Here is a 24198-nt window from a genome sequence, read left to right on the forward strand (position 1 = left end):
ACCGACCTCTTTTTAGAAAAAGTAATCCGTCTTTTAATGAGCGCTATCACCTTCAAAAAAACCTTTTATTTAATATTTTTAAGGAGTTAATGATGACCTCTTCTACTAAAAACACACACTCTATAATGAACCGCCGTCAATTTGTCCGTGGCTTAGCATTAACCTCCGTAGCGGCTGCCGTAGCAACAAACATCCCATCAGCCATGGCCAACAATGAGTTTATCTCGCAAGGCTCGGCTAAGTTCAATCCAAAACAACCCATGTTAACGGGAACAGAGTTTGATTTAACCATCTCCGAAACAACCGTTAATATTACCGGCACTCCGGCTGTAGCAACATTGGTTAACGGCTCTTTACCTGCACCAACACTTATTTGGCACGAAGGTGATGAAATTACATTGCGCGTGACTAACAAATTATCGGTAGATTCCTCTATTCATTGGCATGGGATTGTTTTGCCAGCGAATATGGATGGTGTACCAGGTTTAAGTTATGACGGCATTAAGCCTGGCGAAACTTATGTATATCAATTCACTGTAAAACAAAATGGTACCTATTGGTATCACAGTCACTCCGCGTATCAAGAGCAAACAGGTGTCATCGGTGCAATTGTTATTTTGCCAAAAAAACAAGAACCCGTTCATTCCGACCACGATTATGTAATTCAACTCTCTGACTGGTCAGATACCCCTCCTGAAACCATTTATGCCAACCTTAAAAAGATGAGTAGTTACTATAATTACAACAAAAGAACGGTCGATGATTTTTGGAGTGAATTAAAGAAAAAGGGATTTTCTCAAGCTTGGGAAGATCGTTCAGTGTGGAACAATATGAAAATGTCCGATCGAGATTTGTCGGATGTGACTGGCGCAACCTACACCTATTTAATGAATGGTCTCTCCCCAAATGCACATTGGCGTACCGTGGTGGAATCTGGCAAGAAAGTAAGATTGCGTTTTATTAATAGCTCTTCTATGACGTTCTTTGATGTACAGATTCCTGGTTTAAAAATGACCGTTGTGGCTGCTGATGGAAACTTAATTCAACCGGTCGAGGTGGATGAGTTCCGCATTGGTGTAGCAGAAACCTATGACGTCATTGTGGAACCTGATACAGATAAACAAGCTTATGCGATTTTTGCTCAAGCCATTGACCGTTCCGGTTATGCGATAGGTTCCATTACCTCCGATGCTTCAAAATTGGCGACTACCCCAGCAATGGATCCATTGCCTATTTTAAGCATGACAGACATGGGCATGGAAATGGACGGCATGGATCAGAGTGGTCAGGATATGCTTGGTGGCATGCAAATGAATGGTATGGATCAGAGTGATAATGACATGTCTGGTAGCATGCAAATGGGCCAGGATGTTAGCAATGTTTACGATTCAAGCAATGCACAGACTATGTCTAACATGAATGTTAATTCAGATGACGAGCAAATCCCAATGGATATGAATCCAAAACTGCCTCTCATTGATGTGCCTAAGAAGAAAGGACCACAAATTGCGATGCGTGCCACTGGCGCAAAATATCGACTAGATGATCCAGGCGTTGGCTTGCGCAATAATGGGCGCAAGGTCTTAACCTATGCCGATTTAAAAAACCTTTATCCGACACGCCATGAGCCTAAACCCACTAAACAACTGCTATTGCACTTAACGGGCAATATGGAGCGTTATATGTGGTCAATTAACGGCATTCCCTATGATGAAGCACAACCATTAAAGTTTAACTTCGGTGAGCGCATTCGCGTTACGTTTATTAATGACACCATGATGAATCACCCTATGCACTTGCACGGCGTATGGAGTGATTTAGAAACGGGAGATGAAAATCACATTCCTAGAAAACACACAATCGTTGTACAACCAGGTGCCAAAATCAGTTATCGAGTGACTATGAACGCTCTCGGTGATTGGGCCTACCACTGCCACATGCTATATCACATGATGGGTATGTTTAGACGTGTACAAATCCGATAGTCAAATTCAGTATTCTAGGAGAAATAAAATGAAAACATCATTCAAAGTACTATTACGTACCACATTTATCTCGTCTATATTAATGACATCACAAGTACACGCAGGCGGAGAAACAGACCCTTTATTGACATACTTTCTAATGGATAAGCTGGAAATTAGCGACAAAACTGGCAACCCTACTTCTTGGGGAGTGACAACTTGGATAGGTAAGGATTGGCACAAACTCTACCTTAAATCCGAAGGGGAAACACTTCATGGACAAACCGAATCTGAGAACCAACTGCTCTACAGCCATCCCATTGAAAAATATTGGGATCTTCAAATGGGCTTAGGTTATGACACGACTCCTGAAGAAAAACAAAACTGGGCCGTAATCGGTTTACAAGGCCTTGCCCCCTACTTCTTTGAAACCAATGTAGCATTGATGGTTAACAACAAAAATATTGGTTTTAGATTCGATACGGAATACGAGGCTTTATTTACTCAAAAACTGATATTAACGCCCAGCCTAAAACTGAGCGCCTATTCCTCCGATGATGCATCTATGGGAATTGGATCTGGATTATCATCTGTTGAGCTTGGGTTGCGTTTACGCTATGAATTTTCTCGAGAATTTGCGCCCTATGTCGGGCTTAAGTTTAATCGAGCCTTTGGCAAAACGGCCGACTACCTTGTCGCGGAAGGCGTTAAGAAATCAGACGCCAGCCTGATGGCCGGTTTAAGATTCTGGTTTTAATTCAACGTATTATTCCAATAATTCCGTCAGACTTATTTATAAATAAGCCTAACACCATACAAATAGGCAAAAAACTATGACAGCACTGCTCGCGTCTACTGATTTCAGTAATTAAGTCGTTTACAAACTATCGTTCTTTGCCCGTGTTGTGCCAGAAGCAGATCTATGTGTAACACTTACGCGGCGATCCCTATTGGCACTAACCCGATTATTTAACAATGGCTTAAAGTTTGTGCATGGTGGCATTGGCCCTAATGAGGAAGTTACTAGCAAAGCCCAAAGTTCCAACTTTTCCTCCAATAGCGCTTGCCCCAAGAGCATTTGGATCTATGGCGGTGGGCGTGGTATTGCTAAAAATCCAACTACGTTCGGCTGAAGGCCTGTCAGTATCTGCGCTGACTGCAAAGTCCGTTGATTGAAACCCAACGTAAAACCACTCACCATCAGCAAAAGTAACTGACGAAGGCAATAGGTAATTATTAAAAGTATTGGTATGACTATTTTGAATTGTTCCAAGAAACGTACGAACAACAACCGCTTTGCTCTTTCTTGCCTAACTAGCTTCTAGCGTCTATCTACTAGGCATTGCAAAAACCAAAAACATTTGAAACACGGAGATTTTCGGCCACCGCGTGCTGAGCGTTACACTGCAAAGAAAAAAGCAGTGAATAGTGGCTAGTAAAAAGATACTAGCTAACAGAAAAGCGGATTTGTTCGTTTTCCGGTAACCAGCTTCTAGTATCTATCGACTAGCCACTGGAAAAACATGTAGGAGCTGTCGGTGACCGGCATGCGATGCCCGGCATGCGATGCCCGGCGCGGCCGTAACGGGTGTTATCCCCAACAGAGTTGTTAACTGCGAAGAAACAACAACCAAAGACAAACAATTCAACTCAGAGCTTGCCGGGAACTGGTCATCAAGAAAAATTTCATCCGCTCTGACCCAGAAGATATTCATCGCCACTGCCCCCGCAGTTATTGGCCTGTTTTCAGAGTATCGCTAATTATTTTCCACTTATCTTTTTGGTGGATTTCGATTTTTTCACCATCGATTTCATTGGTTAATACTCGCCCTTTGTCTAATTCCAATTGTTGTACATAAAAAAGTGCCAAGTTAATTTTTGAGTTCGTAACGGTCGACCTTTGAGCATCTTTTTCAGCGTGGACGAGTGCTTCTACGAAATTCAGCTCTGCTAACTCAAGCTGATTTGTTGCTTGATACATACGAGCAACATGGGCATATAAAGTTGAAATTTGTTGTTCATTTCCTAATTCAATGGCGAATTCAAGAGACAGTTTATAATTGGCTAAGGCAGCGTCATAATTTTTTAAATGTCGATGCACATGGCCTAAATTACCGTACAGATCTAACTTTAAATATATATCTCTACTGCTTTCAAAATCAGTTTTAATTTTCTCTAATAAAGTTAAAGATTGAGCATATTGTTCTAAATCTTGCATCAAATTTGCAATTTTTATCATACGCAAGGGGCTATAAAATGATTGATTTAATTGTTGTAAATCTTCTAAGGACAACTGTAAAAGTTTTTTCGCATGACTCTTATTGCCATCAATAAGATCTAATTTTGCCTGATATATTCTCATGTGGACGGAAAACATAGGAGGAAGTTTGCGATTAACTTTTAATGAGTTGAGCTCACGTTTTAATTCATTGAACTCTTTAATTGCAATTAAGGAATCTAGTTGCAAAAGTTTGTAGTTATACCATTGCATTGAGTAGGGCTTAACATTTCCCAACTCTCCATTTACCCATGTCAGGCAATTTTTTGAAGGCACATCACAGACACTAACGTTGTTACTCTGGGCCAATAAAAATGTCGATTGCCAACAAGCCAACATTAGAAATAAACAACGAATTAGCATGGTATAGTTTTGTTCCTATTGTAACGAGCATCAATGAAATTATTGTTGAAATACTAACAAAATATAACTGGGATTATGTCATTTATCCTCGAAATAAAACTAACCTGTTTTATACGAGAAAGCGTTTACCCCAGAGTTATTGGCTTTGAAAAGACAAAGCACAAAGATATCGAACCACAGAGAAAAAGCAGTGAATAGTGGCTAGTAATAAGATACTAGCGAACAAACAAGCTATTTTGTTCGTTTTCCGGTAACTAGCCTCTAGTATCTATCGACTAGCCACTGCAACAACATGTAGGAGCTGCCGGTGACCGGTGTGGCCACAACGGAGTTGTTCAGCTGCGAAGAAACAACAGCCAAAGATAAACAATTCAATACAGAGCTTGCCAGGAACTGGTCATCAAGAAAAGTTTCATCCGCTCTGACCCCGAAGGTACAGATTATTGAGTCCTAGATAGGTTAACCTATCTACTTTAAATCTGATTTTGCTCCAAGAAATCAAGGGAGTTACTATGTAACTGTCGTAAAAGCATGGAAACTGATACTAAATGAAAGTCAAAGAATCGAATGTGCACTATTTAATGCTTTTTAGTGGATTTGCGTGCTTCTTTTTGTTTGCCATTGGCGGCTGGGCGCTAGCAGAACAGTTCTCTTGGTTTGCTCAATATTGGCAGCACAAACCTACTCGCTTTTTCAGTATTTTCGCTAGTATGATAAGCATGATGATATTAGCGGCATATTCCCATTCCTATTTCTGGGGTCGTAAAAAGTTAATAAGGACTTACAAAGAGATCAGCAGAAAGAAGTTAGGTACGTGTAAAGATAATGAGCTGGTTAGAGTGCAAGGCGAGGTTTTGCTGCTAGGCGAGCCACTTATCGCTCCTTTATCGAATAATAAATGTGCAGCATATGAAACTAAAGCTTTAAAAAAGGAAGATGTTACTACTTTAAGTAGCAGTGAAAGCCATGTTGGATCAAATACTATTTGGCAAACTATTAAACTTGTGAAGGAAAGCAGAGACTTTTTGATTCAATGCGAAGAGTCATTTGCCCTTATACGTGTTGATGGGGGAAAACTAAAAATTTGCTTAGACATTACCCATGATCAAGGTTCATATAAAAAAGATCGCGGCGGTTTTCTTACTGAAGAAGAAAATACAACAAGGCAAAGGACTCTAGAGCAAATGGGTTTACCCTACAAATCATATGTTGGCGCTTATTCTAGAGATATAAAATTTGAAGAAGGTGTTTTGGAACAAGGCAAACAAGTGGCTGTCAGGGGTGCTGGAAAGTGGATAAGTACTAATAATTTGGAGGAATTGTTTTTTTTGAACAAACATGGTGTCAAAAAAGTATTTGAAATCGTTAATAGTGCAGACAATCAACTCCATCTGAGTAATCTGCTTGACGTTCTCGAAAAATAAATTTTATTGAAAGCTAACGAGCGACTGTTAAGTAAACTACAATCGCCGCATGAATTTCCCATTATCCGCTAAAGGCGGAAATGGCTATACGCGGAATTTGTATCAACATCTTAATGTTAAAATTAACTCCGCGATCCGGCTCTAGTAACTTATCAAGCCTTAAATATTTTTCGCTATTAAATCAGCCTTCAACAGCCCACCTTTGGTAAACAGCTTTGCTGAAAACTTAGGATTTCGCCTAGATTTAAATGCATCCAATATTTGTTTTAATCCTGAAGCCTCTAACAATGAAATATTTATTTCTGTATCCATTTCAGCTGATTCAACAAAATCAGCTGAAAACGTTGGTGCCACAATTAGCACTTGTGCTACTCTTTTACCAACATTTTCGCAGCGGTTGACATAAGCTTTGACTTGTCTTGAAGTTAAAGAATATTTGGCAAAATCACCATTTTTACAGGTTTTAGCTTCACCGATAATAACGTCATCTTCACTAACAGAAATAAGTATGTCTGCTTTATCTTTAGCCGTATTGATAGACTTACGTAGATCCTCATCTACCGCTAAGCCTAGTTGTTCAAAAATTGCTTTGGTGACTTCTTCAAATTTAACTCCAATTTCAGCCTCAGCAATATCAATTCCTTGGTTCCTTAGCGTGGCTAGGTCTCTGCAAGCAAGAGATGCATAATTTTCAATCAGCTTGTCTGTGGCATCCGCAAAGCTTTCCAATATATTCAAACGATGATTCCCTCGTTTGCTTAAGCCCATACTTTCATTTACCGATTTAACTTCATCATTCGAAAGCATGAAAAGGATATCGTGCGGGGTAATACTCAATGCACGCAATATATCAACGTCAAGCTCTTCATTCTCCTCCAGCTCAAACTCTTGCTTAAGCAGTTTTGGCAGTGTTGAAAAATGTTGTTGGAGTGTGGCAAATAACTCTTTGAATCCTGAAGCACTCAATGCATCAAACTCTTTATCTGAGCAATTGTTAAGTGCATTGATTATCAGCGCTGAACGCTCATCAAGCGTACTCCCCAATTTCTCAAGGCCTAGATCCAAGTCGTTGATAAGATGTTTTAAACGTTCTTTTCTATCATTTATATTTGTGTCTAAATTAAAAAGATCGACTTGAAGTATCTGTGACGCTAATAAGCCCATGTGCAATATGACATCAATTTTTTCTTTACGCTCAACACCACGAATACGTTTTCCATGATTTTTAAGGATGTTAGATAACTCGGCATCGCTAAATGTTCTTAGTATCCTTAGTAGATGTTTGTCGGCAAGCTCTTTACCTTGAATCTTATTGAGCATCGAGACAATTTCGTCAGCAACGTAAACCACCTGATTCTTTCTGCTAATAAACAGTAATCCGATTTCTCTGAGAACATTCAGACTATCCTGAACTCCTGATTTAGGAATTGCGTCAACTAGGTGTTCTATTGCCGCTTTGTCATCAGAAGTGATATCTAACTTTTTAGCAAGTAAGTTTAAAATCCCTCTCTCGTCATCACTAATTTTTGCTTCTCGGTTAATTCTTTCGTCATTTAAATAAGCTTCTTTTAAACATGAATAGTAAATATCTAATCGTCTAGCCTGATCAAAAACATCATCATCAAATTTGGCAAGTTGTATAATCTGTTGTAACTCTTGTGCGCGACTACTGATGAGTTTCCACTCTTTGCTATATAGGGTCTCAATCCATGACTCCCTGGCAATACTATTGCCATCGCGGCTTAAGATATTTACTAACAGAGTCGCTTGCGCGCCATTCATAGCAAGTTGCTCTTTTACTGCTTTTTCGAAATAAGAAAGTACAAGAGAAAATAATTGGGTGATTTCACCACTTGAGGCATTTTTTATCTGACCATCAAGGTTATTAACGCGTTTGGCTAACTCTTTATCGTGGGTGATTGCTTCACTACAAATACGATCAAGAAAATTAATAAATTTTGATTTTTCAACCTGATTAACTGTAGAGAGAATGCTAGTAAGTTTCATATTGAAGCGCCTGTATCCTTGGTCTTTTCAATAAGTTAGCACTAATAATTTAAAAATAACAGTCAATAAGTGCGATGTTTTTTATCCAATATGATTTATGAGTTCCACCTTATTGGTCCCTCTTATATGCAATTGATAAGCTGAGCATAATTTTAAACGCTTCGCAGCTAATAACATCCGTTACGGAGCAGATCCTACAAGGGATTGATGTCAAAACAAAAAAACGAGCCTAAGCTCGTTTTTTTAGTATAACAAAAGTAAAAAGTTACTCTTCTCTATAACTATCAATATCTGGGCACGAACACTGTAAATTACGGTCCCCCCACACATCATCAATACGATTTACTGAAGGCCAAAATTTATTTCTAGCGACAGCAGCTACTGGGTAAGCAGCGAGTTTACGATCATAACTGCGGTTCCAGTTGTTATCGCAGATATCGTCCAAGGTATGCGGTGCATTGTGTAATGGGTTATCAATAGCATCCCATTCGCCTGATTCAACTTTTATGATCTCGCCATGAATACTCAGCATCGCTTCGATAAAACGATCTATCTCGGCTTTAGCTTCTGATTCAGTCGGTTCGATCATCAACGTGCCCGCTACCGGGAAGCTCATGGTTGGTGCATGGAAGCCATAGTCATTTAAGCGCTTAGCTACGTCCATTTCGGTGACACCAGAGGATTCTTTCAGCTGACGTAAGTCGATTATACATTCGTGGGCTACACGTTCGTTACGGCCACGGTATAGCACGGGGTAATGAGCACCGAGTTTTTTGGCTACATAGTTGGCGTTTAAGATAGCTACCGCTGTGGCTTTTCTGAGACCTTCGCTGCCCATCATTTTAATGTACATGTAGCTGATGGGTAAAATTGAGGCACTGCCCCACGGCGCGGCTGAAACGGCACCGTTGCTGCGTACTTGCCCATCACCGACGTTTTCTACGCCAACCACTTTGTGGTTGGGTAAAAACGGTGCTAAGTGAGCCTTAACGCCGATGGGTCCCATACCTGGGCCACCGCCGCCGTGTGGAATACAAAAGGTTTTGTGTAAGTTTAAGTGCGAGACATCTGAGCCAATTAGGCCCGGCGATGTGATCGCCACTTGGGCGTTCATGTTGGCGCCATCCATATACACTTGGCCACCAAATTGATGCACGATATCGCAGGTTTCTTTGATGGTTTCTTCGTATACCCCGTGAGTAGAAGGGTAAGTGATCATCGCACAAGCAAGATTATCGGCTACTTCAGCGGCTTTTTTGCGCAAATCGGCTAAGTCGATATTACCGTGTTTGTCACAGTTAACCACCACCACTTTGTAGCTCACCATCTGCGCCGAAGCGGGGTTGGTGCCGTGTGCAGAGCTTGGGATCAAGCAAATATTGCGATGACCTTCGCCGCGACTTTGGTGATATTTTTGGATAGTGACTAAGCCCGCATACTCACCTTGTGCGCCTGAGTTAGGCTGCATAGATAAGGCGTCATAACCGGTGATGTCGATAAGCCATTCACTGAGCTCATCCATCATTTGTTTGTAACCGAGCGCTTGGTCTATGGGCGCAAAGGGGTGTAATTTGCCAAATTCAGGCCAGGTCACTGGGATCATTTCGGCGGTAGCATTCAATTTCATGGTGCAAGAGCCCAATGAAATCATTGAATGGTTTAAGGCTAAATCTTTGTCTTCTAGTGACTTGATATAACGCAGCATTTCAGTTTCTGACTGATAGCTGTTAAATACTGGGTGAGTCAGTACTTTTGACTCACGTACTAGTTGCGCCGGAATAGACTGGCTGCCGTTGCTCATGATGTCTTTATCAAAAGCGCTGATATCTAATTCAACATTGGCACCGGTAAACACACTATAAACGGCCTGTAGATCGGCGCGTGTAGTGGTTTCATCTAAACTGATGGCCAAAACGCCTTCAATGTCGGTACGTAAGTTTAAACCTGCGGCTAAGGCCTTAGCTACGATGGCGTCTTTTTGTGCGCCAACCTTAATCGCAAAAGTATCAAACCAAGTTGAATTAACTAATTCGAAACCGGCTTTTTTGAGGCTAGCGGCAAGAATGTCGGCAAAGCGATGAATGCGTGACGCTATTGTCAGTAAACCTTGTGGACCATGGTAGACCGCGTAAAACGAGGCCATGTTGGCCAACAATACCTGAGCAGTACAAATGTTGGAGTTGGCTTTTTCGCGGCGAATATGTTGCTCACGGGTTTGTAGCGCCATGCGTAAAGCTGGGCGTCCACGGGTGTCTTTAGACACACCAATAATACGACCTGGTAGTGAGCGTTTATAATCGTCACGGGTAGCAAAAAATGCAGCATGAGGGCCGCCATAACCCATCGGTACACCAAAACGTTGGGCAGAACCGAGAACCACATCTGCACCCATTTCACCGGGAGGCTTAAGTAACATTAAACTGAGTAAATCTGTGGCAACCGCTACTATGCCTTTTTTGGCATGTACGGCTGCAATGATGTCGCTAATGTCGCTAACAGCGCCAGTGGTACCTGGGTATTGCAGTAAGGCACCAAAAATATCGTGTTGGCTGGCTTCAACGGCCTTGCCTACAATGATGTCAAAACCAAACATCTCAGCACGAGTAGCCACAACATCTAATGTTTGTGGATGCACGTCATCTGCGACAAAAAACGCATTGGCTTTGCTATTTTTTGATACGCGTTTGGCTAAGCCCATGGCTTCTGCAGCGGCGGTAGCTTCATCTAACAATGAGGCAGAGGCCAGTTCCATACCGGTTAAATCAATAGTGACTTGTTGAAAATTCAATAGGGCTTGTAAACGGCCTTGGGCAATCTCTGGTTGGTAAGGCGTATAGGCGGTATACCAACCGGGATTTTCGAGTACGTTACGCAAGATCACATTGGGCGTTAGAGTGTCGTAATAACCCATACCAATAAACGACTTATTTAGCTTATTTTTACCTGCCACTTGTTTCAAATAAGCCAGCGCTTGCACCTCAGTTTTGGCTTCGCCAACCTTAAGGGGTGACTGCAACAGTATGCTGCCTGGCACCGTTTGCTGAATTAAATCTTCAAGACTAGTGGCGCCAATCGATTCTAACATTGAGGCAATTTCTGACTCACTGGGACCAATGTGACGACGAATAAAATCTTGGTTTTGCTCAAGTTGTGATAGTGAAAAATTTGCTAATGACATAACGGACTACAATTTCCTAATGAGATGCCTAAGAGGTAAATGCACTATTTACCCCCAAGCTATTGAATTAAAAACCGTGCACTTAGCAAAGCGCGAATACGCTTTGCCCTGTCTGCATTTATTCTTCGTCGATACTGTTTTCGTAACCTTCAGCGTCGAATAAACCCTCTACTTCTTCAGGATCTTCCGCTTTGATCTTAAACATCCAACCTTCACCATAGGGATCATTGTTAACGAGTTCGGGGGAATGCTCAAGGGCGTCATTCACTTCGATAATTTCGCCACCGATTGGCGCATAAACATCAGACGCGGCTTTAACAGACTCGGCCACTGCAATATCATCACCCGCGCCGACTACAGCGCCAACATCGGGTAATTCAACAAAAACCATATCACCCAACAATTCTTGAGCGTGGTCACTGATGCCTATAGTAAAGATATTGTTGCCTTCTGGGCGAACCCATTCGTGAGTAGAAGCAAAGCGTAAATCGGTTGGTATATTGCTCATAACGTTTCCTAATTAATAGTTGGTGATTTGCTAGTTAAGTTTGTGTTGTTATAAAGTACTTTTGCCATTTCTGACAAAACTGGGTTTAACCACATTGACTGTAACCCACTTTTTGCGCATTTCCACTTCCACTGTTGAACCGACAGTAGCAGGGACTCTGGCCATGGCAATACTATGGCCTAAAGTAGGTGAAAAAGTTCCAGAAGTAATCACCCCCTCTACCCCATCAGCTACCACTTTTTGCCCAGAGCGTAATACGCCTTTTTCGGTCATAACCAGACCCACTAGTTTTTCTGTGCCAGCCGCTTTTTGCTGCTCAAGTGCACTACGACCAATAAAATCGCGGCTTTGCGGCTCCCAAGTAATCGTCCAGCCCATGTTAGCGGCAAGAGGCGACACGGTTTCGTCCATATCTTGGCCGTATAAATTCATACCGGCTTCTAAACGCAAAGTGTCGCGGGCGCCTAAACCACAAGGCGTTACACCAGCATCTAACAATGATTGCCATAATGTGGCAGCATCATCGTTAGGTACAATAATTTCGTAACCTGCTTCACCAGTGTAACCAGTAGTGGCAATAAATAAGTCTTCAGCTTGCACACCATAAAATACTTTCATACCGCTAACTGCTTCAATTTGCGCAGCTGAAAAAACGCTGTGGGCTTTTTGCTTAGCATTAGGGCCTTGCACCGCAATCATGGAAAACTCGGGGCGCTCAACGACTCTGACATCAAAGCCTTGAGTATTTAAGCTTAGCCATGCCATGTCTTTTTCACGAGTTGCCGAATTAACCACTAAACGGTAATTAGTTGCGTCAAAGTAGTAAACAATAAGGTCGTCTACCACGCCACCAGTTTCATTTAACATACCGCTGTACAGGGCTTTACCTTTGTCCTGCAGTTTTTCAACATCGTTAGCTAGCAAATAGCGTAAGTAGTCTTTGGCCTGCGAGCCCACAACATCAACAATGGTCATATGGGATACGTCAAACATACCTGCGTCTTTACGCACGGCATGATGTTCTTCAATTTGTGAACCATAATTAATCGGCATTTCCCAACCGTGGAAATCCACCATTTTGGCGCCTGATTCGATGTGTTTTGTATATAAGACAGTTTTATTAGACATGATAATTACGACAGTTAAGTGAATTAAGTGAATCGAGTATAGGCAGCACACCGCAACACAACAAATTGAAAATGTTAATATATACATTTACAAATCTTATGTATTTACCGATAATCATCAGCTTACCTTATTGAATGGGGCCTGAAGACAAGACGATGAAACAACTGTCACTGGATAATTTACGTACATTTGTCACGGTCATTGATTTGGGCGGCTATGCCAAAGCGGGCGAAAAAATCGGTCGCTCTCAACCCGCGATTAGTTTGCAGATTAAAAAATTAGAAGAACAATTAGCCACTCGCCTGTTTGATAAGGTAGGGCAGCGTCACCAAGTGAATCACGAGGGTTTAAAATTATATAAAAGCGCCCAACAGTTGCTGGCCCTCAACGATGAGATATTTAACCAGTTTCAACCTGCCCCCTTAAAAGGCCGTTTACGTCTAGGTATTCCCAGTGAATTTGCCACGACCTTATTGCCCAGCATTATTGGCGAATTCAGCCAGCTCTATCCGAATGTATCCCTTGAGGTCACATCTGCGCTGAGCAAATCATTACTTAGCAAAGACAATAATAGTGGATTTGATTTAGTCATGGCCTTATTAGATCCGGAAAAAAGCACCGAAGGCCAATTGATACTCAACGATGATTTGGTGTGGGTGGGAGATAAAAATCGCCCCTTCAGTCAAGATAGTTTGTCATTGGTGCTAGCGCCCGACGGTTGTGTGTATCGTAGTCGGGTGATCAGTAAATTAAAGATGCAAACCTTGAAGTGGCGTATTAGTTACACCAATGCGGATTTAACCGGTATTACTGCGGCAATTAAACAAGGCATGGGGATCAGTGCGCTGGCAAAAAGCAGTGTGCCGCCGCAATTAGATATAGTTGAGCATCCTAATCTGCCTGCCTTAGGCCGAATTAAGATTTGTTTGTTTCATAAAGAATCACAACATCCGCAAGCACGGGCCAAACTGGCTGAGTTTATTCAGTCGCGGTTAGCTGGCTAATACAGCTTACTGTTACCCATAAAAAAACACCGCGGCTACCCTTTTCGGTAATCGCGGTGTTTATGTTGCTATCTAATTCGAGTGTTGGGTTTAAACGCCTTGGCGCACAATGAAGGTCGCTACGCCGGCAGCAAGGACTAAGATTGAAAAGACTTCTTTGTTGTACTTTCCATGATAATACGCTTTACGACGGTCTTTCATAGCTTGAAAACCCGCTACATTCCCGTAATCCGTTTTATCCAATCTTGCCCGTTTCATAACTCCCCCAAAAAAACACATGTTAATGACTTATATTGTTAGAAAAGATATTAACCAAATAGTTCAATAAGTACATCAATTTATTAACAATTTCCTTGCTTTACTTGTCCTTTGCTTATTTTATCGGCAGAAATAAACAATTCATGACCTAATCGTCCGATTTTAAGCGAATATAGGTTTTATATTTCTTCTTGAGCAAGCGATCAATATAGCGTGTTAGTTTGATCTTTTGACTAATAGCGTTGTCTAGCGCATCCACTAATTCGGTCAACATGGTTTTATAATATTCAACATCTTTGATCTGCCCTTGTTCGACTGGGGCATCTAAAATACTGGCAGGCTCTGCAGCTGCTTGGGATTTTTGTTCCGGATGAAACATTTCTTCAGAGACTTCTTTAATGACATTTTCGACGGCATCTTCGTCTAAGGTCTCTAACTCTTCTAAAAATCCGTAGAGTAAAATTCGGTCCATCAAGGTATTTATTTTACGTGGTACACCATGGGTAAACTGAAATATTCTGTCGTAAGCGCCTTCAGAGAATAACTTTTTTTCACCTTTCCAACCGGCATGCTGCATACGATATTCAATATAAGCTTGGCATTCGCTATCAGTTAATGGCGCCAGATGACATGAGGCCACAATACGTTGGCGAAACTGCTCCATATTAGGGGCACGAAGTATTGGTTGTAATTCTTCTTGGCCCAGTAAAAAGCTTTGTAAAAGCGGCTTACCTGCGGCCTGAAAGTTTGACAACATCCGCAGCTCTTCAATGGTTTCTAAGGGTAAATTTTGCGCTTCATCTACCAGCAATAAAGCGCGTTTACCTTGTTTATGCAAACTCATTAAAAACGCTTCAAGATCGTTCAAAATATCAGATTTGGTACTGCCCTGCACATTGATATGAAACTTACTGGCCACCATTTTAACCAATTCATCGGGGCTAAGTTTGGGCGTGACAATTTGTGCGGCGACAATGTCGTCCTGCATTTGGTCAAGCAAACTGTTGGCAATGGTTGTTTTACCGGTGCCAATATCACCCGTAATAACAATAAACCCTTCTGCCTGCGACAAGCCATACTGCAAGTAAGACATGGCGCGCTTGTGCCATTTACTGCCAAAGAAAAAACTGGGGTCTGGCGTTAATTGAAATGGCTTCGAAGTTAGTCCGTAATAATTCTCATACATAAATAATGATCGCTTGATCCAAATATCTTACAAAAAATGAAGGCTTAGCTTATGCCAATAAGCAAAAGGTTAGCAATAAATAACAACGCTCAATTTGACTGTTTGTAGCAAGTATTGTGTTTGTTCTAAGCCTTTATACCATAGCTTTATAAACTGTTTATGCTGGATTATACAACGTAATGATAAATCGCCAAAAAATGGCACATGCAACCCGCGACCACAAATGCATGCCATATCGCGTGGGTAAACTGCACATTTTTAGCGATATAAAACAACACCCCAATGGTGTAACACAATCCCCCCACGACTAACAACCACATTCCACCAGCGGGTAAGGCTTGGTACAAAGGATAAATGAAAAACAGAGCTAACCAGCCCATTACAATATACAGGATGACTGATAATTTCTGGAATCCGCCTTTAACAAAACACTTAAATACAATACCGCTTAAGGCAATAGTCCAAATCATGATGGTGGCACCTATGCCTAACCAGCCACCAACACTGAGCAGCATAAAAGGTGTGTAAGTACCCGCTATCAACAAATATATCGCACTGTGGTCGATTACTTTTAAAAGTAGTTTTAAATTGGGCTGAGAGACTGAATGGTAGAGGGTAGAAGACAAAAACATCATCAGCATTGAAACAGCATAAATAGTCACAACAGTTTGCGCATAGGCACCTTGCGCTTTGACTAAGAGTGCCACTAAACCCACTATGGCGGCGACAAATCCCAGACCATGTGTGCTGGCGTTTAACCATTCTTCAATAACAGAATAAGGTCGTTTGCTGTGGCTTTGTTGAGTCATTGGAGCTTCTTAAATAGAGTGGGAATCTAATCATATATTTTGAGCGTACACTTGTACACGTTTGAATAAATAAGGCTGCAAAAATTGAGACCCCTAAGTTTCCTACACTTTGCTCACTAAACATCATTAAATTTCGTGATCCCTAACTTGTGGATCTTAGAGCGCAAGGTATTGGGGTTAAGATCCAGGCGTTTAGCTGCGCCAAAGGGACCTTCGATTCTGCCGTGACAGTAAATCAATGTTTTGGTGATATGTTGACGAATGACATCATCTAAACTGATAGGGCTAGCTTCTTGTTGGACGATATCCGTAAGCTGACTGCGTGCCACTGATGACAGCAGTTCTGGTTTTATAATTAAGGATTCTTCAATGGCCAAATGTGAGCCTTGTCCCAGTATCGCGGCTCGCTCAATAATAACCTGTAATTCTCTGACGTTTCCCGGCCAGTGATATTGCATCAGGTAGTTGATTTGACTTTGGCTGGGTAAGGTAAGGGGCAGACCCAGCTTTACCGAGGCCTTTTGGGCAAAGTATTCAGTCAATTCTCTAATATCTTCAGGACGATGGCGTAAGGAAGGTAAGGTAATAGGAAAGACATTGATACGAAACCATAAGTCTTCACGGAAACCGCCATTTTTCGCAGCTTCTTCTAAATTTCTGTGGGTTGCCGCAACAATACGCACATCAACGTTTATTTCTTTTTCGCCCCCCACTCGACACAGGGTCCCTTCTTGTAAAACCCTCAGTAGTCTGACTTGCGCCGCCAAACTTAGCTCACCCACTTCATCCAAAAACAAGGTGCCGCCATGAGCACGCTCAAACCAGCCTTTTTTTAATGAGGTCGCACCGGTAAAACTGCCTTTTTCATGGCCAAACAACTCAGAGTCAATCAGATCGGATGGGATAGCGCCGCAGTTAACTCGGATAAAACTATTGTTAGCACGGGCTGAGTTCATATGGATATGTCGCGCAATAATCTCCTTACCCGCGCCCGTCTCGCCTAAAATTAATGCCGTTGAATCAGTTTGTGCAACAAGTTCAACTTGTCGCATGGTCTTTTTTAATCCCTTGTTGTATCCAATGATCATGGGTCACCCTCTTTTCAACCTATACACACCAGTCAAGCGCCTTGCTTAGTCATTAATGACAAACGACCGCTGTATTATTTGCTATCGGCTACTTAATACAACATAAATTCCACTAAATATCATAGATTTTCAGTTAAATATCACCAAAAAATAAATGAGCATTCAAAAATAGCATATAAATTAATAACTTAACTATAGGCATGTTTGTTGCGTTAGCTTACTGCTACAGCAGATATCATTAACTCAAACAATTAGCACAAGGAAAAAACATGTTGGAATGGCAAGGATGGTTGTCTCTTGGCTTAACATTAGCCGTGTTGGTGGTGTTGGTGGTCAGCAAAATAGCCCCTCACTTTGTAATGATGGGTGCGCTGGTTGTGCTCAGTGCTACAGGCATTCTAAGCCCAGTAGAATCATTAGCGGGATTTAGTAATAGTGGTTTGATCACCGTAGCGGCTATGTTTGTGGTGGCTGCTGGCATACAAGCCTCTGGCGGGGTAGACATGCTAGTCAATAAACTCATGGGCACCCCTACCAACGAGCGCTCTGCCTTACTACGAGTGTTTTTTCCAGTGGCTGTGCTGAGTGCTTTTTTGAATAATACGCCCGTTGTCGCGACGATGATCCCCGCTCTCAAGTCTTGGTGTAAAAAAATCAATATAGCCCCCTCAAAACTGATGATCCCACTCAGTTACACCGCTATTTTAGGGGGCACTATTACTCTCATTGGCACCAGTACTAACTTGGTAGTCAATGGTCAGTATCAGGTGCTTACCGGTAATCCAGGATTCTCACTTTTCGACATAAGCTTAATAGGTTTGCCCACTGCCTTGGCAGGCATGTTGTTTATGTATCTATTTTTTCCTCGTTGGCTACCTGATTACAAAGATGAAAGTCCTTTTCTCAATGTGCGTGAATTTACCATCGAAGTGCAAGTAATCGCTGGAGGCTCTTTAAGCGGAAAGAGCATCATCAGTGCTGGTTTACGCAACTTAGGTCGTTTGTATTTGGTTGAAATTGTGCGCGGCGATCACATTATCACCGCCGTTTCATCAGAAGAAATATTGCACGACAACGACAGACTGGTATTTGCCGGTGACACCGAAGCCATTACTGATTTACTAAAAATAAAGGGCTTGAGCACTGCATCGACTGATCACCAAGCAAAATCTGCAGTTGCACTGAACGGCTTAGTCGAAGTGGTGGTATCACCTCATTGTGCTGCCTTAGGTTATGCCATTAAAGAAGCGAATTTTCGTCAACAATATGGAGCATCTGTGGTAGCGGTTGCCAGAAACGGGGAGCGTATTAAACAGAATTTAGGTACTACAATATTGCAAGTCGGCGATACCTTGTTACTTGAAGCCAATGCCGAATTTATTAAGCGCCAAAAATATAATAGGGATTTTTTACTGGTGAACCAAATTGACTATGAAAAACCACGTCATGAAAAAGCGGGTTTAGCTTGGTCAATTTTAATCGCCGTGGTGGTGATGGCGGGTTTTAATTTCCTATCTATGTTAGATGCCGCGTTACTGGGGGCAGCACTGATGTTATTGACTGGCTGTTTAAAACCCCATCAAGCTGAGCGCAGTCTTGACTTGTCTGTGATTATTACCATTGCGGCATCGTTTGCACTGGGCATGGCATTACAAAAAACCGGTGTAGCAAGGTTTTTAGCTGAACAAATTGTTGCGTGGAGCATGGGTAATGCCATTATTTTACTGATACTGACCTATTTGTTTGTATCTTTGCTCACTGAAGTTATCTCTAATAATGCTGCGGCCTTACTTATGATGCCGATTGTAATTGAAATCACCAACGCCGCATCACTCAACCCCATCCCCTTTACCTTGGCCATTATGATGGCTGCTTCAGCTAGTTTTGCCACACCTCTGGGCTACCAAACCAACTTAATGGTCTATGGTCCGGGTAACTATCGCTTTGTCGATTTTCTCAAAGTAGGCTTACCAATGAATATCTTAGTTGCTTGTGTCGTTTTGCCCCTATTGATCTATTTTTATCCACTGAGATAAGTCAATTTGAGTAAAGTACGGTGCGAGCTAAAATTGCACTTAACATCAACTAGCAATCTGGTAACGTAGCGTATTTAGGCGAAACAACTTTAGTCTCTATGTGGTTTGTATATATCATCGAAAACAAATTTGGCCATTTTTACACTGGTATTTGTAAAGACATGGCCCGTCGCTTTAATGAGCACAATTCTAATGGCCTAAAGTGCGCTAAAGCACTTAAAGGTAAAGGTCCGTTAAAATTACTGTATTGTTGCCAGATTAGCGACCATTCTGCTGCGCTAAAAATGGAAATTTGGATAAAAAAATTGAGTAAAGCAGACAAATTTAAACTGGTTGCCAATACCTTAACGTACCCTAACGCCCACGAGCGCCAATCGCCGTCTTTTATTCGTGAACTAGCTTGAGGAAGTAGCCATGTCAACGCCATTAGCATTACCCGCTAGTCTGCAAATTTTAGCGCAACAACGCTGGGATGAATTCAGACAAATGCCAGAATTTGAGTCCAATTTGCATGAGCACCAACTTAGCATTCAACAGGCTTTTGCTTTAAGTGATTTTATTTTTCAACAAAGTATACAGTCACCAAACTTTATTAATGAATTACTGCATCAACAAGCGGGCCCTGTATCAGAAGATATTTATCAGCCTTTGCTGCGCGAAAAAATTCAGCAAATCACTAATGAATCTGAGTTGAACCGTTGTTTGCGCCAGTTTCGCAATCAGCATATGGCCGCGATTGCTTGGCGAGACTTACTCAATTTACAAAGTATTGAGCAATCTTTACTGCAAGTCTCTGAGTTAGCCAATCAATTAATCATCCAAGCCAATGACTGGTTATATCATAAATTATCTGAACGTTATGGTGTGCCTCAGGGTGAGTTTGGTCCTCAACCTCTGCTCATTATTGGTATGGGTAAATTAGGTGGCAGAGAGCTAAATTTTTCTTCTGATATTGATTTGATTTTCACCTATCCGGAGCAAGGTGAAACCTCGGGCGGGCGGCAGAACATCGAGCACCAACAATTTTTTACTAAATTAGCCCAGGGCTTAATTAATTCCCTACACAATATGACGGCTGACGGTCAGGTGTACCGAGTTGATATGCGCCTGCGTCCCTTAGGTGACAGTGGCCCCTTAGTCATGCAATTTGGCGCATTTGAAGATTATTACCAAGAGCAGGGGCGAGATTGGGAACGTTATGCCTTACTCAAAGGGCGTATTCTTAATCCCAGTAGCGCTTATACCGAAGAAGTACAACAGATACTAAAACCGTTTATCTATCGGCGTTACCTCGACTTTAGTACCATAGAGTCATTGCGCAATATGAAAGCCTTGATTCAACAAGAAGTGAGAAGACGAGGTTTAGTCGACAATATTAAGCTTGGACAAGGGGGTATTCGTGAAGCAGAGTTTATTGTGCAAAGTCTGCAACTTATTCGCGGCGGACGTGAATTAAGCTTACAACTACATAGCCTGTTGGCCGCCGTAAAAGAATTAATTAATCTAGATATGCTGCCACAAGATGACGGCACTAAACTGGTATCCAGCTATTTATGGCTGCGTAAGGTTGAACACTGTTTACAACAATTCAACGATAAACAAACCCAAGTCTTGCCCGACAACGAACAAGACAAACTGCGTTTGCAACATGTTATGCACTGCAGCAGCTATGCAGAATTTTTAGCCCAATTAGGGGATTACTGCCACTTTATACATAGTCAGTTTTTATTACTTATTGGCGAAGATAAAACCAGCGAAGCAGAGTCAATAAGCCCTGCACAACAAGCCGCTTTTGACCTTTGGCAACTCGATTTAGACGAGCCTGAGTGCCAAGAACTATTAGCGCCATGGTTAGAGCCCGCTGAAGCCGATAAATTTCGCGAACAACTTATTGATTTTAGTCAGCGCTTGAAGAGCAGTAGAATTGGCCAACGAGGCTATAACACCCTTAACAGTCTGATGCCTTTGTTGATTGTCAATGTACTGCACTGTGAAGAGTTACCCACCTTAGAGCGTCTAGAAAGAGTGTTGTTAGTTTTTAAAGCCATACTGGGCCGTACTGCTTATTTAGAATTGTTACTCGCCAACCAAGGTGCATTAACACAGCTGGTTAATTTATGCAGTGCCAGCCCTTGGGTGACTGAGCAGCTATCCCGTTTTCCATTGCTGCTGGATGAGTTAATTAACCCTACTACCTTATATAACCCAACCGAACTGCATGAGTATCCCAGTGAATTGCGCAGAGCTTTATTGCGGGTTGAAGCCGATGATCTTGAATTACAAATGGAAACCTTGCGCCAATTTAAATTGAGTCAACAACTTACAATCGCCGCCGCAGATATCGCTAATGCACTGCCTATAATGAAGATAAGTGATCATCTGACATTTTTAGCCGAAGCAGTGATTGCCCATGTTATTGATATCGCCTGGCAACAACTGGCAGAAAAACACGGTGAACCCCATTGCCAACAAGCAGGACCACGTGACTTGCAGAATAAAAGCTTTGCAGTATTAGCTTTTGGTAAATTAGGTGGTTGGGAGCTGGGTTATGGCTCAGATTTAGATTTAGTTTTTGTGCATAGCTGCGAAGGTAATGAACTTACCCAGGGCTTAAAACCGATTGAAAGCAGTCAATTCTATTTCAAACTAGCCCAACGCATTTTGCATATATTTACCACCAAAACCGGCTTAGGCATACTGTACGATATTGACATGCGTTTACGTCCTGCTGGGCAATCTGGCTTACTAGTTTGTCATTTCAATGGCTTTGCCACTTACCAGCAAGATGAAGCGTGGACCTGGGAACACCAAGCCCTGTGCCGCGCTCGCTATATTTACGGTGATAATGGCTTATTAAAAGACTTTAATCAATTAAGGCTTGCTGTCCTTGCCCGTCAACGCGATGTCAGCGAATTGCGCACCCAAGTAGTCGAGATGCGCGAAAAAATGCGCCTTCATTTAGCCAAAGGCACTGAAGAACTGTTTGATCTTAAACAAGATCAAGGTGGCATCGCTGACATCGAGTTTATTGTACAGTTTCTGACCTTGGCACATTGTCATGCTGCGCATTCAGTGGCTAAGTGGACCGATAATGTCAGGGTGCTTGAGTCTTTAGTAGAAAGTGATTTTATTAGTGCCGCAGATGCCCAGAGTTTAAAAGATGCCTATTTAACCTATCGTAATCAAAATCATCGCTTAAGCTTACAGAATAAAACGTTCACCCTTTACACCGCTGAGTTACGCGCTCATAAAGCGCAAGTGATGAGGATTTGGCAGACTATTATGCAGTAGGCTACATGCGCGCTTCGACGCATTGTTTGCTAAGGTAGTCGGATACTTTATCGGTTATGACTAATGAGCGTTGTTTGGGGCAAACATAGGCTTTTACATCGCCATCAAAATTTGCATCGATAGCGCTTGAGATAGTTTTTAAGCTCCCTAGTATGGTGTTTTCCATTTGGAATTGATTTTTTACGATAAAGTCCTGATCGAGTTCCCAAATAACTTGCATGCCCTCTGCTTGGGCATAATCAGTAATCGCACTGCGCAAGGTGGTGCCGGCTTTGAAAGTGCGGTGTTTGTATTCGCCTACCCAGCGACCCGAAATCGGTTTCTGCAGACTTTCCATTTTCTGTAGTCGCTCATTCAATGGCGTATCGGATTCTTTGACTTCTAATACAAAGTCGCCCAAACCATCATCTCTTGGGTGACGGGAAGACAGGCGATATTCAGAATAGAACTTACTCATGTTTTCAGACAGTGATCTCGATTTTACTTCGCCTTCTGGTTTAGGCATCGATTCATTGCGTTGTTGCAAAAATATAACGATCCCACCGACCACAATAATCAGTAAGGCAAGAGCCACATGGCGCATCCAAAATAGAGATTCTGACGAGCCCTTAACCTTAGGTTTTGACCTATTTGCGCCAGCCAACTTAGCTCTATTGGCTTTAATTTTGTTCTGTTGATTAGCGTTAGCCATACAAAGAAGGCCCATTTGGATCAGGGCGGGTTTTAAAGCGTTTGTGCATCCACAAATATTGTTCTGGGGCAATGAGTATCATTTCTTCTATCTTGCGATTCATTCTGGCTACATCATAGTTATCGTCACCACTTGGGAAATTCTCCAGTCCGGGAAAGATCTTTATTTTATAACCTGTCTTGGTGCGAATCGACGCAAGAAACAAGGTTTCACAATTGGCTTGACTAGCAAATAACAATGAACCGGTGGTGGTGGCTACCTCAGGAACGGCAAAAAATGGGGTAAACTCACATTTATTGCGACCATAATCTTGATCTGGTAAATAAAAACACACTTCTTTTTCGTTTAAAGCCGACATTAAACCGCGAATATCTCGTTTGTGTACCATGTATTTGTTGGAACGATTGCGCCCATGGTATTGCATATAATCCATTAATTTATTGTTGTGTTTTCGGTAAAATGCGACTGAGGGTATTTTTAAACCGGCGACACGACAAGAAAACTCTAAATTCATATTGTGTATGGCATAAACCAGTACCCCCTTACCTTTTGCTAGAATGGCATCTACCTGCTCGTAGCCCTCAAATTCAGCTTTTCTGGCCACACGCCACGTTGGCCACCACCAGCCCATACTGGTTTCTAATAAAGCCATGCCTGCATTGGCGACGTTAGCTTCTAGGATTTGACTACGCTGCTGGGGACTATAATCAGGAAAACACAACTCTAAATTGCGTTTTGCAATTTGGTAGCGCTTGGCTGCGAGTAATTTAATCAACTGGCCCAATCCTCTACCCAACCATAGTTGCAGGCGATAAGGTAACCAAGATATGGTGTACAACAAAATAATGCTCAACCATGTCAACCAGTAATTTGGTAATAAAAACGACCAACTAAATTTAGGTGCCCTGACCTTTTTATCTCGCAAACTACGTCCTCTTAATCAATTTTTGTTTATTCTAACCTAGTGGGCCTGCAAAACCACACT

19 protein-coding genes are annotated in these 24198 nt (G+C 42.0%); 7 read left to right on the top strand and 12 right to left on the bottom strand.

What is annotated here, in order from left to right; all coding sequences use genetic code 11:
* The first annotated feature begins 89 nt into the window (after positions 1-89).
* Positions 90-1985, top strand: coding sequence for a copper resistance system multicopper oxidase (locus ABKW31_RS13055; RefSeq protein ID WP_348616935.1), 1896 nt, complete (start codon positions 90-92; stop codon positions 1983-1985).
* Positions 1986-2013: 28 nt separating this feature from the next.
* The gene (locus ABKW31_RS13060) at positions 2014-2721 is read left to right on the top strand and encodes a copper resistance protein B (protein ID WP_348616937.1); all 708 of its coding nucleotides are present in this window, start codon (positions 2014-2016) and stop codon (positions 2719-2721) included.
* A 223-nt stretch (positions 2722-2944) separates the two neighbouring features.
* Here the strand turns inward: ABKW31_RS13060 and ABKW31_RS13065 are convergent, their stop codons facing one another.
* Both ABKW31_RS13065 and ABKW31_RS13070 read right to left on the bottom strand, forming a co-directional pair.
* Entirely contained in the window at positions 2945-3190 is a 246-nt protein-coding gene (locus ABKW31_RS13065) for a hypothetical protein (protein ID WP_348616938.1), read from the bottom strand.
* Between the two features lie 506 nt (positions 3191-3696).
* Positions 3697-4518 (bottom strand): tetratricopeptide repeat protein, encoded by an 822-nt coding sequence (locus tag ABKW31_RS13070; RefSeq protein ID WP_348616940.1) that lies wholly within the window; start codon positions 4516-4518, stop codon positions 3697-3699.
* A 635-nt stretch (positions 4519-5153) separates the two neighbouring features.
* Between ABKW31_RS13070 and ABKW31_RS13075 the strand changes: the two genes are divergently transcribed.
* Positions 5154-6029 (top strand): hypothetical protein, encoded by an 876-nt coding sequence (locus ABKW31_RS13075; protein ID WP_348616942.1) that lies wholly within the window; start codon positions 5154-5156, stop codon positions 6027-6029.
* Between the two features lie 159 nt (positions 6030-6188).
* Here the strand turns inward: ABKW31_RS13075 and ABKW31_RS13080 are convergent, their stop codons facing one another.
* The 4 genes from ABKW31_RS13080 to gcvT form a co-directional block, all read right to left on the bottom strand.
* The gene (locus ABKW31_RS13080; RefSeq protein ID WP_348616943.1) at positions 6189-8036 is read right to left on the bottom strand and encodes a hypothetical protein; all 1848 of its coding nucleotides are present in this window, start codon (positions 8034-8036) and stop codon (positions 6189-6191) included.
* 265 nt (positions 8037-8301) lie between these two features.
* Positions 8302-11214, bottom strand: coding sequence for an aminomethyl-transferring glycine dehydrogenase (gene gcvP, locus ABKW31_RS13085; RefSeq protein ID WP_348616945.1), 2913 nt, complete (start codon positions 11212-11214; stop codon positions 8302-8304).
* A gap of 118 nt (positions 11215-11332) precedes the next feature.
* Complete coding sequence (gene gcvH / locus ABKW31_RS13090) at positions 11333-11722, bottom strand: glycine cleavage system protein GcvH (RefSeq protein ID WP_348616947.1); 390 nt, start codon at positions 11720-11722, stop codon at positions 11333-11335.
* Positions 11723-11770: 48 nt separating this feature from the next.
* Entirely contained in the window at positions 11771-12850 is a 1080-nt protein-coding gene (gcvT, locus tag ABKW31_RS13095; RefSeq protein ID WP_348616949.1) for a glycine cleavage system aminomethyltransferase GcvT, read from the bottom strand.
* A gap of 155 nt (positions 12851-13005) precedes the next feature.
* On the opposite strand from gcvT, the gene ABKW31_RS13100 reads away from it, so the two are divergent.
* Complete coding sequence (locus tag ABKW31_RS13100) at positions 13006-13854, top strand: LysR family transcriptional regulator (RefSeq protein WP_348616951.1); 849 nt, start codon at positions 13006-13008, stop codon at positions 13852-13854.
* Positions 13855-13944: 90 nt separating this feature from the next.
* On the opposite strand, the gene ABKW31_RS13105 is transcribed toward ABKW31_RS13100, so the two are convergent.
* The 4 genes from ABKW31_RS13105 to ABKW31_RS13120 form a co-directional block, all read right to left on the bottom strand.
* Positions 13945-14112: a hypothetical protein gene (locus ABKW31_RS13105; protein ID WP_348616953.1), complete on the bottom strand. Its 168-nt coding sequence runs from the start codon at positions 14110-14112 to the stop codon at positions 13945-13947.
* Between the two features lie 148 nt (positions 14113-14260).
* Entirely contained in the window at positions 14261-15298 is a 1038-nt protein-coding gene (locus ABKW31_RS13110) for an XrtA/PEP-CTERM system-associated ATPase (protein ID WP_348616955.1), read from the bottom strand.
* A 167-nt stretch (positions 15299-15465) separates the two neighbouring features.
* Positions 15466-16107 (bottom strand): hemolysin III family protein, encoded by a 642-nt coding sequence (locus ABKW31_RS13115; protein WP_348616956.1) that lies wholly within the window; start codon positions 16105-16107, stop codon positions 15466-15468.
* Between the two features lie 116 nt (positions 16108-16223).
* Positions 16224-17195 (bottom strand): sigma-54 dependent transcriptional regulator, encoded by a 972-nt coding sequence (locus ABKW31_RS13120; RefSeq protein WP_348616958.1) that lies wholly within the window; start codon positions 17193-17195, stop codon positions 16224-16226.
* A 269-nt stretch (positions 17196-17464) separates the two neighbouring features.
* On the opposite strand from ABKW31_RS13120, the gene ABKW31_RS13125 reads away from it, so the two are divergent.
* The 3 genes from ABKW31_RS13125 to glnE all read left to right on the top strand — a co-directional run bounded on the left by ABKW31_RS13125 (position 17465) and on the right by glnE (position 22522).
* A complete protein-coding gene (locus ABKW31_RS13125; RefSeq protein ID WP_348616959.1) occupies positions 17465-19231 on the top strand; it encodes an SLC13 family permease in 1767 nt (588 codons plus the stop codon).
* 98 nt (positions 19232-19329) lie between these two features.
* Entirely contained in the window at positions 19330-19635 is a 306-nt protein-coding gene (locus tag ABKW31_RS13130) for a GIY-YIG nuclease family protein (protein ID WP_348616961.1), read from the top strand.
* Between the two features lie 10 nt (positions 19636-19645).
* A complete protein-coding gene (gene glnE, locus ABKW31_RS13135; RefSeq protein WP_348616963.1) occupies positions 19646-22522 on the top strand; it encodes a bifunctional [glutamate--ammonia ligase]-adenylyl-L-tyrosine phosphorylase/[glutamate--ammonia-ligase] adenylyltransferase in 2877 nt (958 codons plus the stop codon).
* A 1-nt stretch (position 22523) separates the two neighbouring features.
* Here the strand turns inward: glnE and ABKW31_RS13140 are convergent, their stop codons facing one another.
* Both ABKW31_RS13140 and lpxL read right to left on the bottom strand, forming a co-directional pair.
* On the bottom strand, positions 22524-23105 hold the full coding sequence (locus tag ABKW31_RS13140) for a toxin co-regulated pilus biosynthesis Q family protein (protein ID WP_348617032.1): 582 nt from the start codon (positions 23103-23105) through the stop codon (positions 22524-22526).
* 100 nt (positions 23106-23205) lie between these two features.
* Complete coding sequence (gene lpxL, locus ABKW31_RS13145; protein WP_348616965.1) at positions 23206-24138, bottom strand: LpxL/LpxP family Kdo(2)-lipid IV(A) lauroyl/palmitoleoyl acyltransferase; 933 nt, start codon at positions 24136-24138, stop codon at positions 23206-23208.
* Positions 24139-24198: the final 60 nt, after the last annotated feature.

It is taken from the genome of Paraglaciecola sp. 25GB23A (assembly GCF_040012495.1).
In the GTDB taxonomy this organism is placed as follows: domain Bacteria; phylum Pseudomonadota; class Gammaproteobacteria; order Enterobacterales; family Alteromonadaceae; genus Paraglaciecola.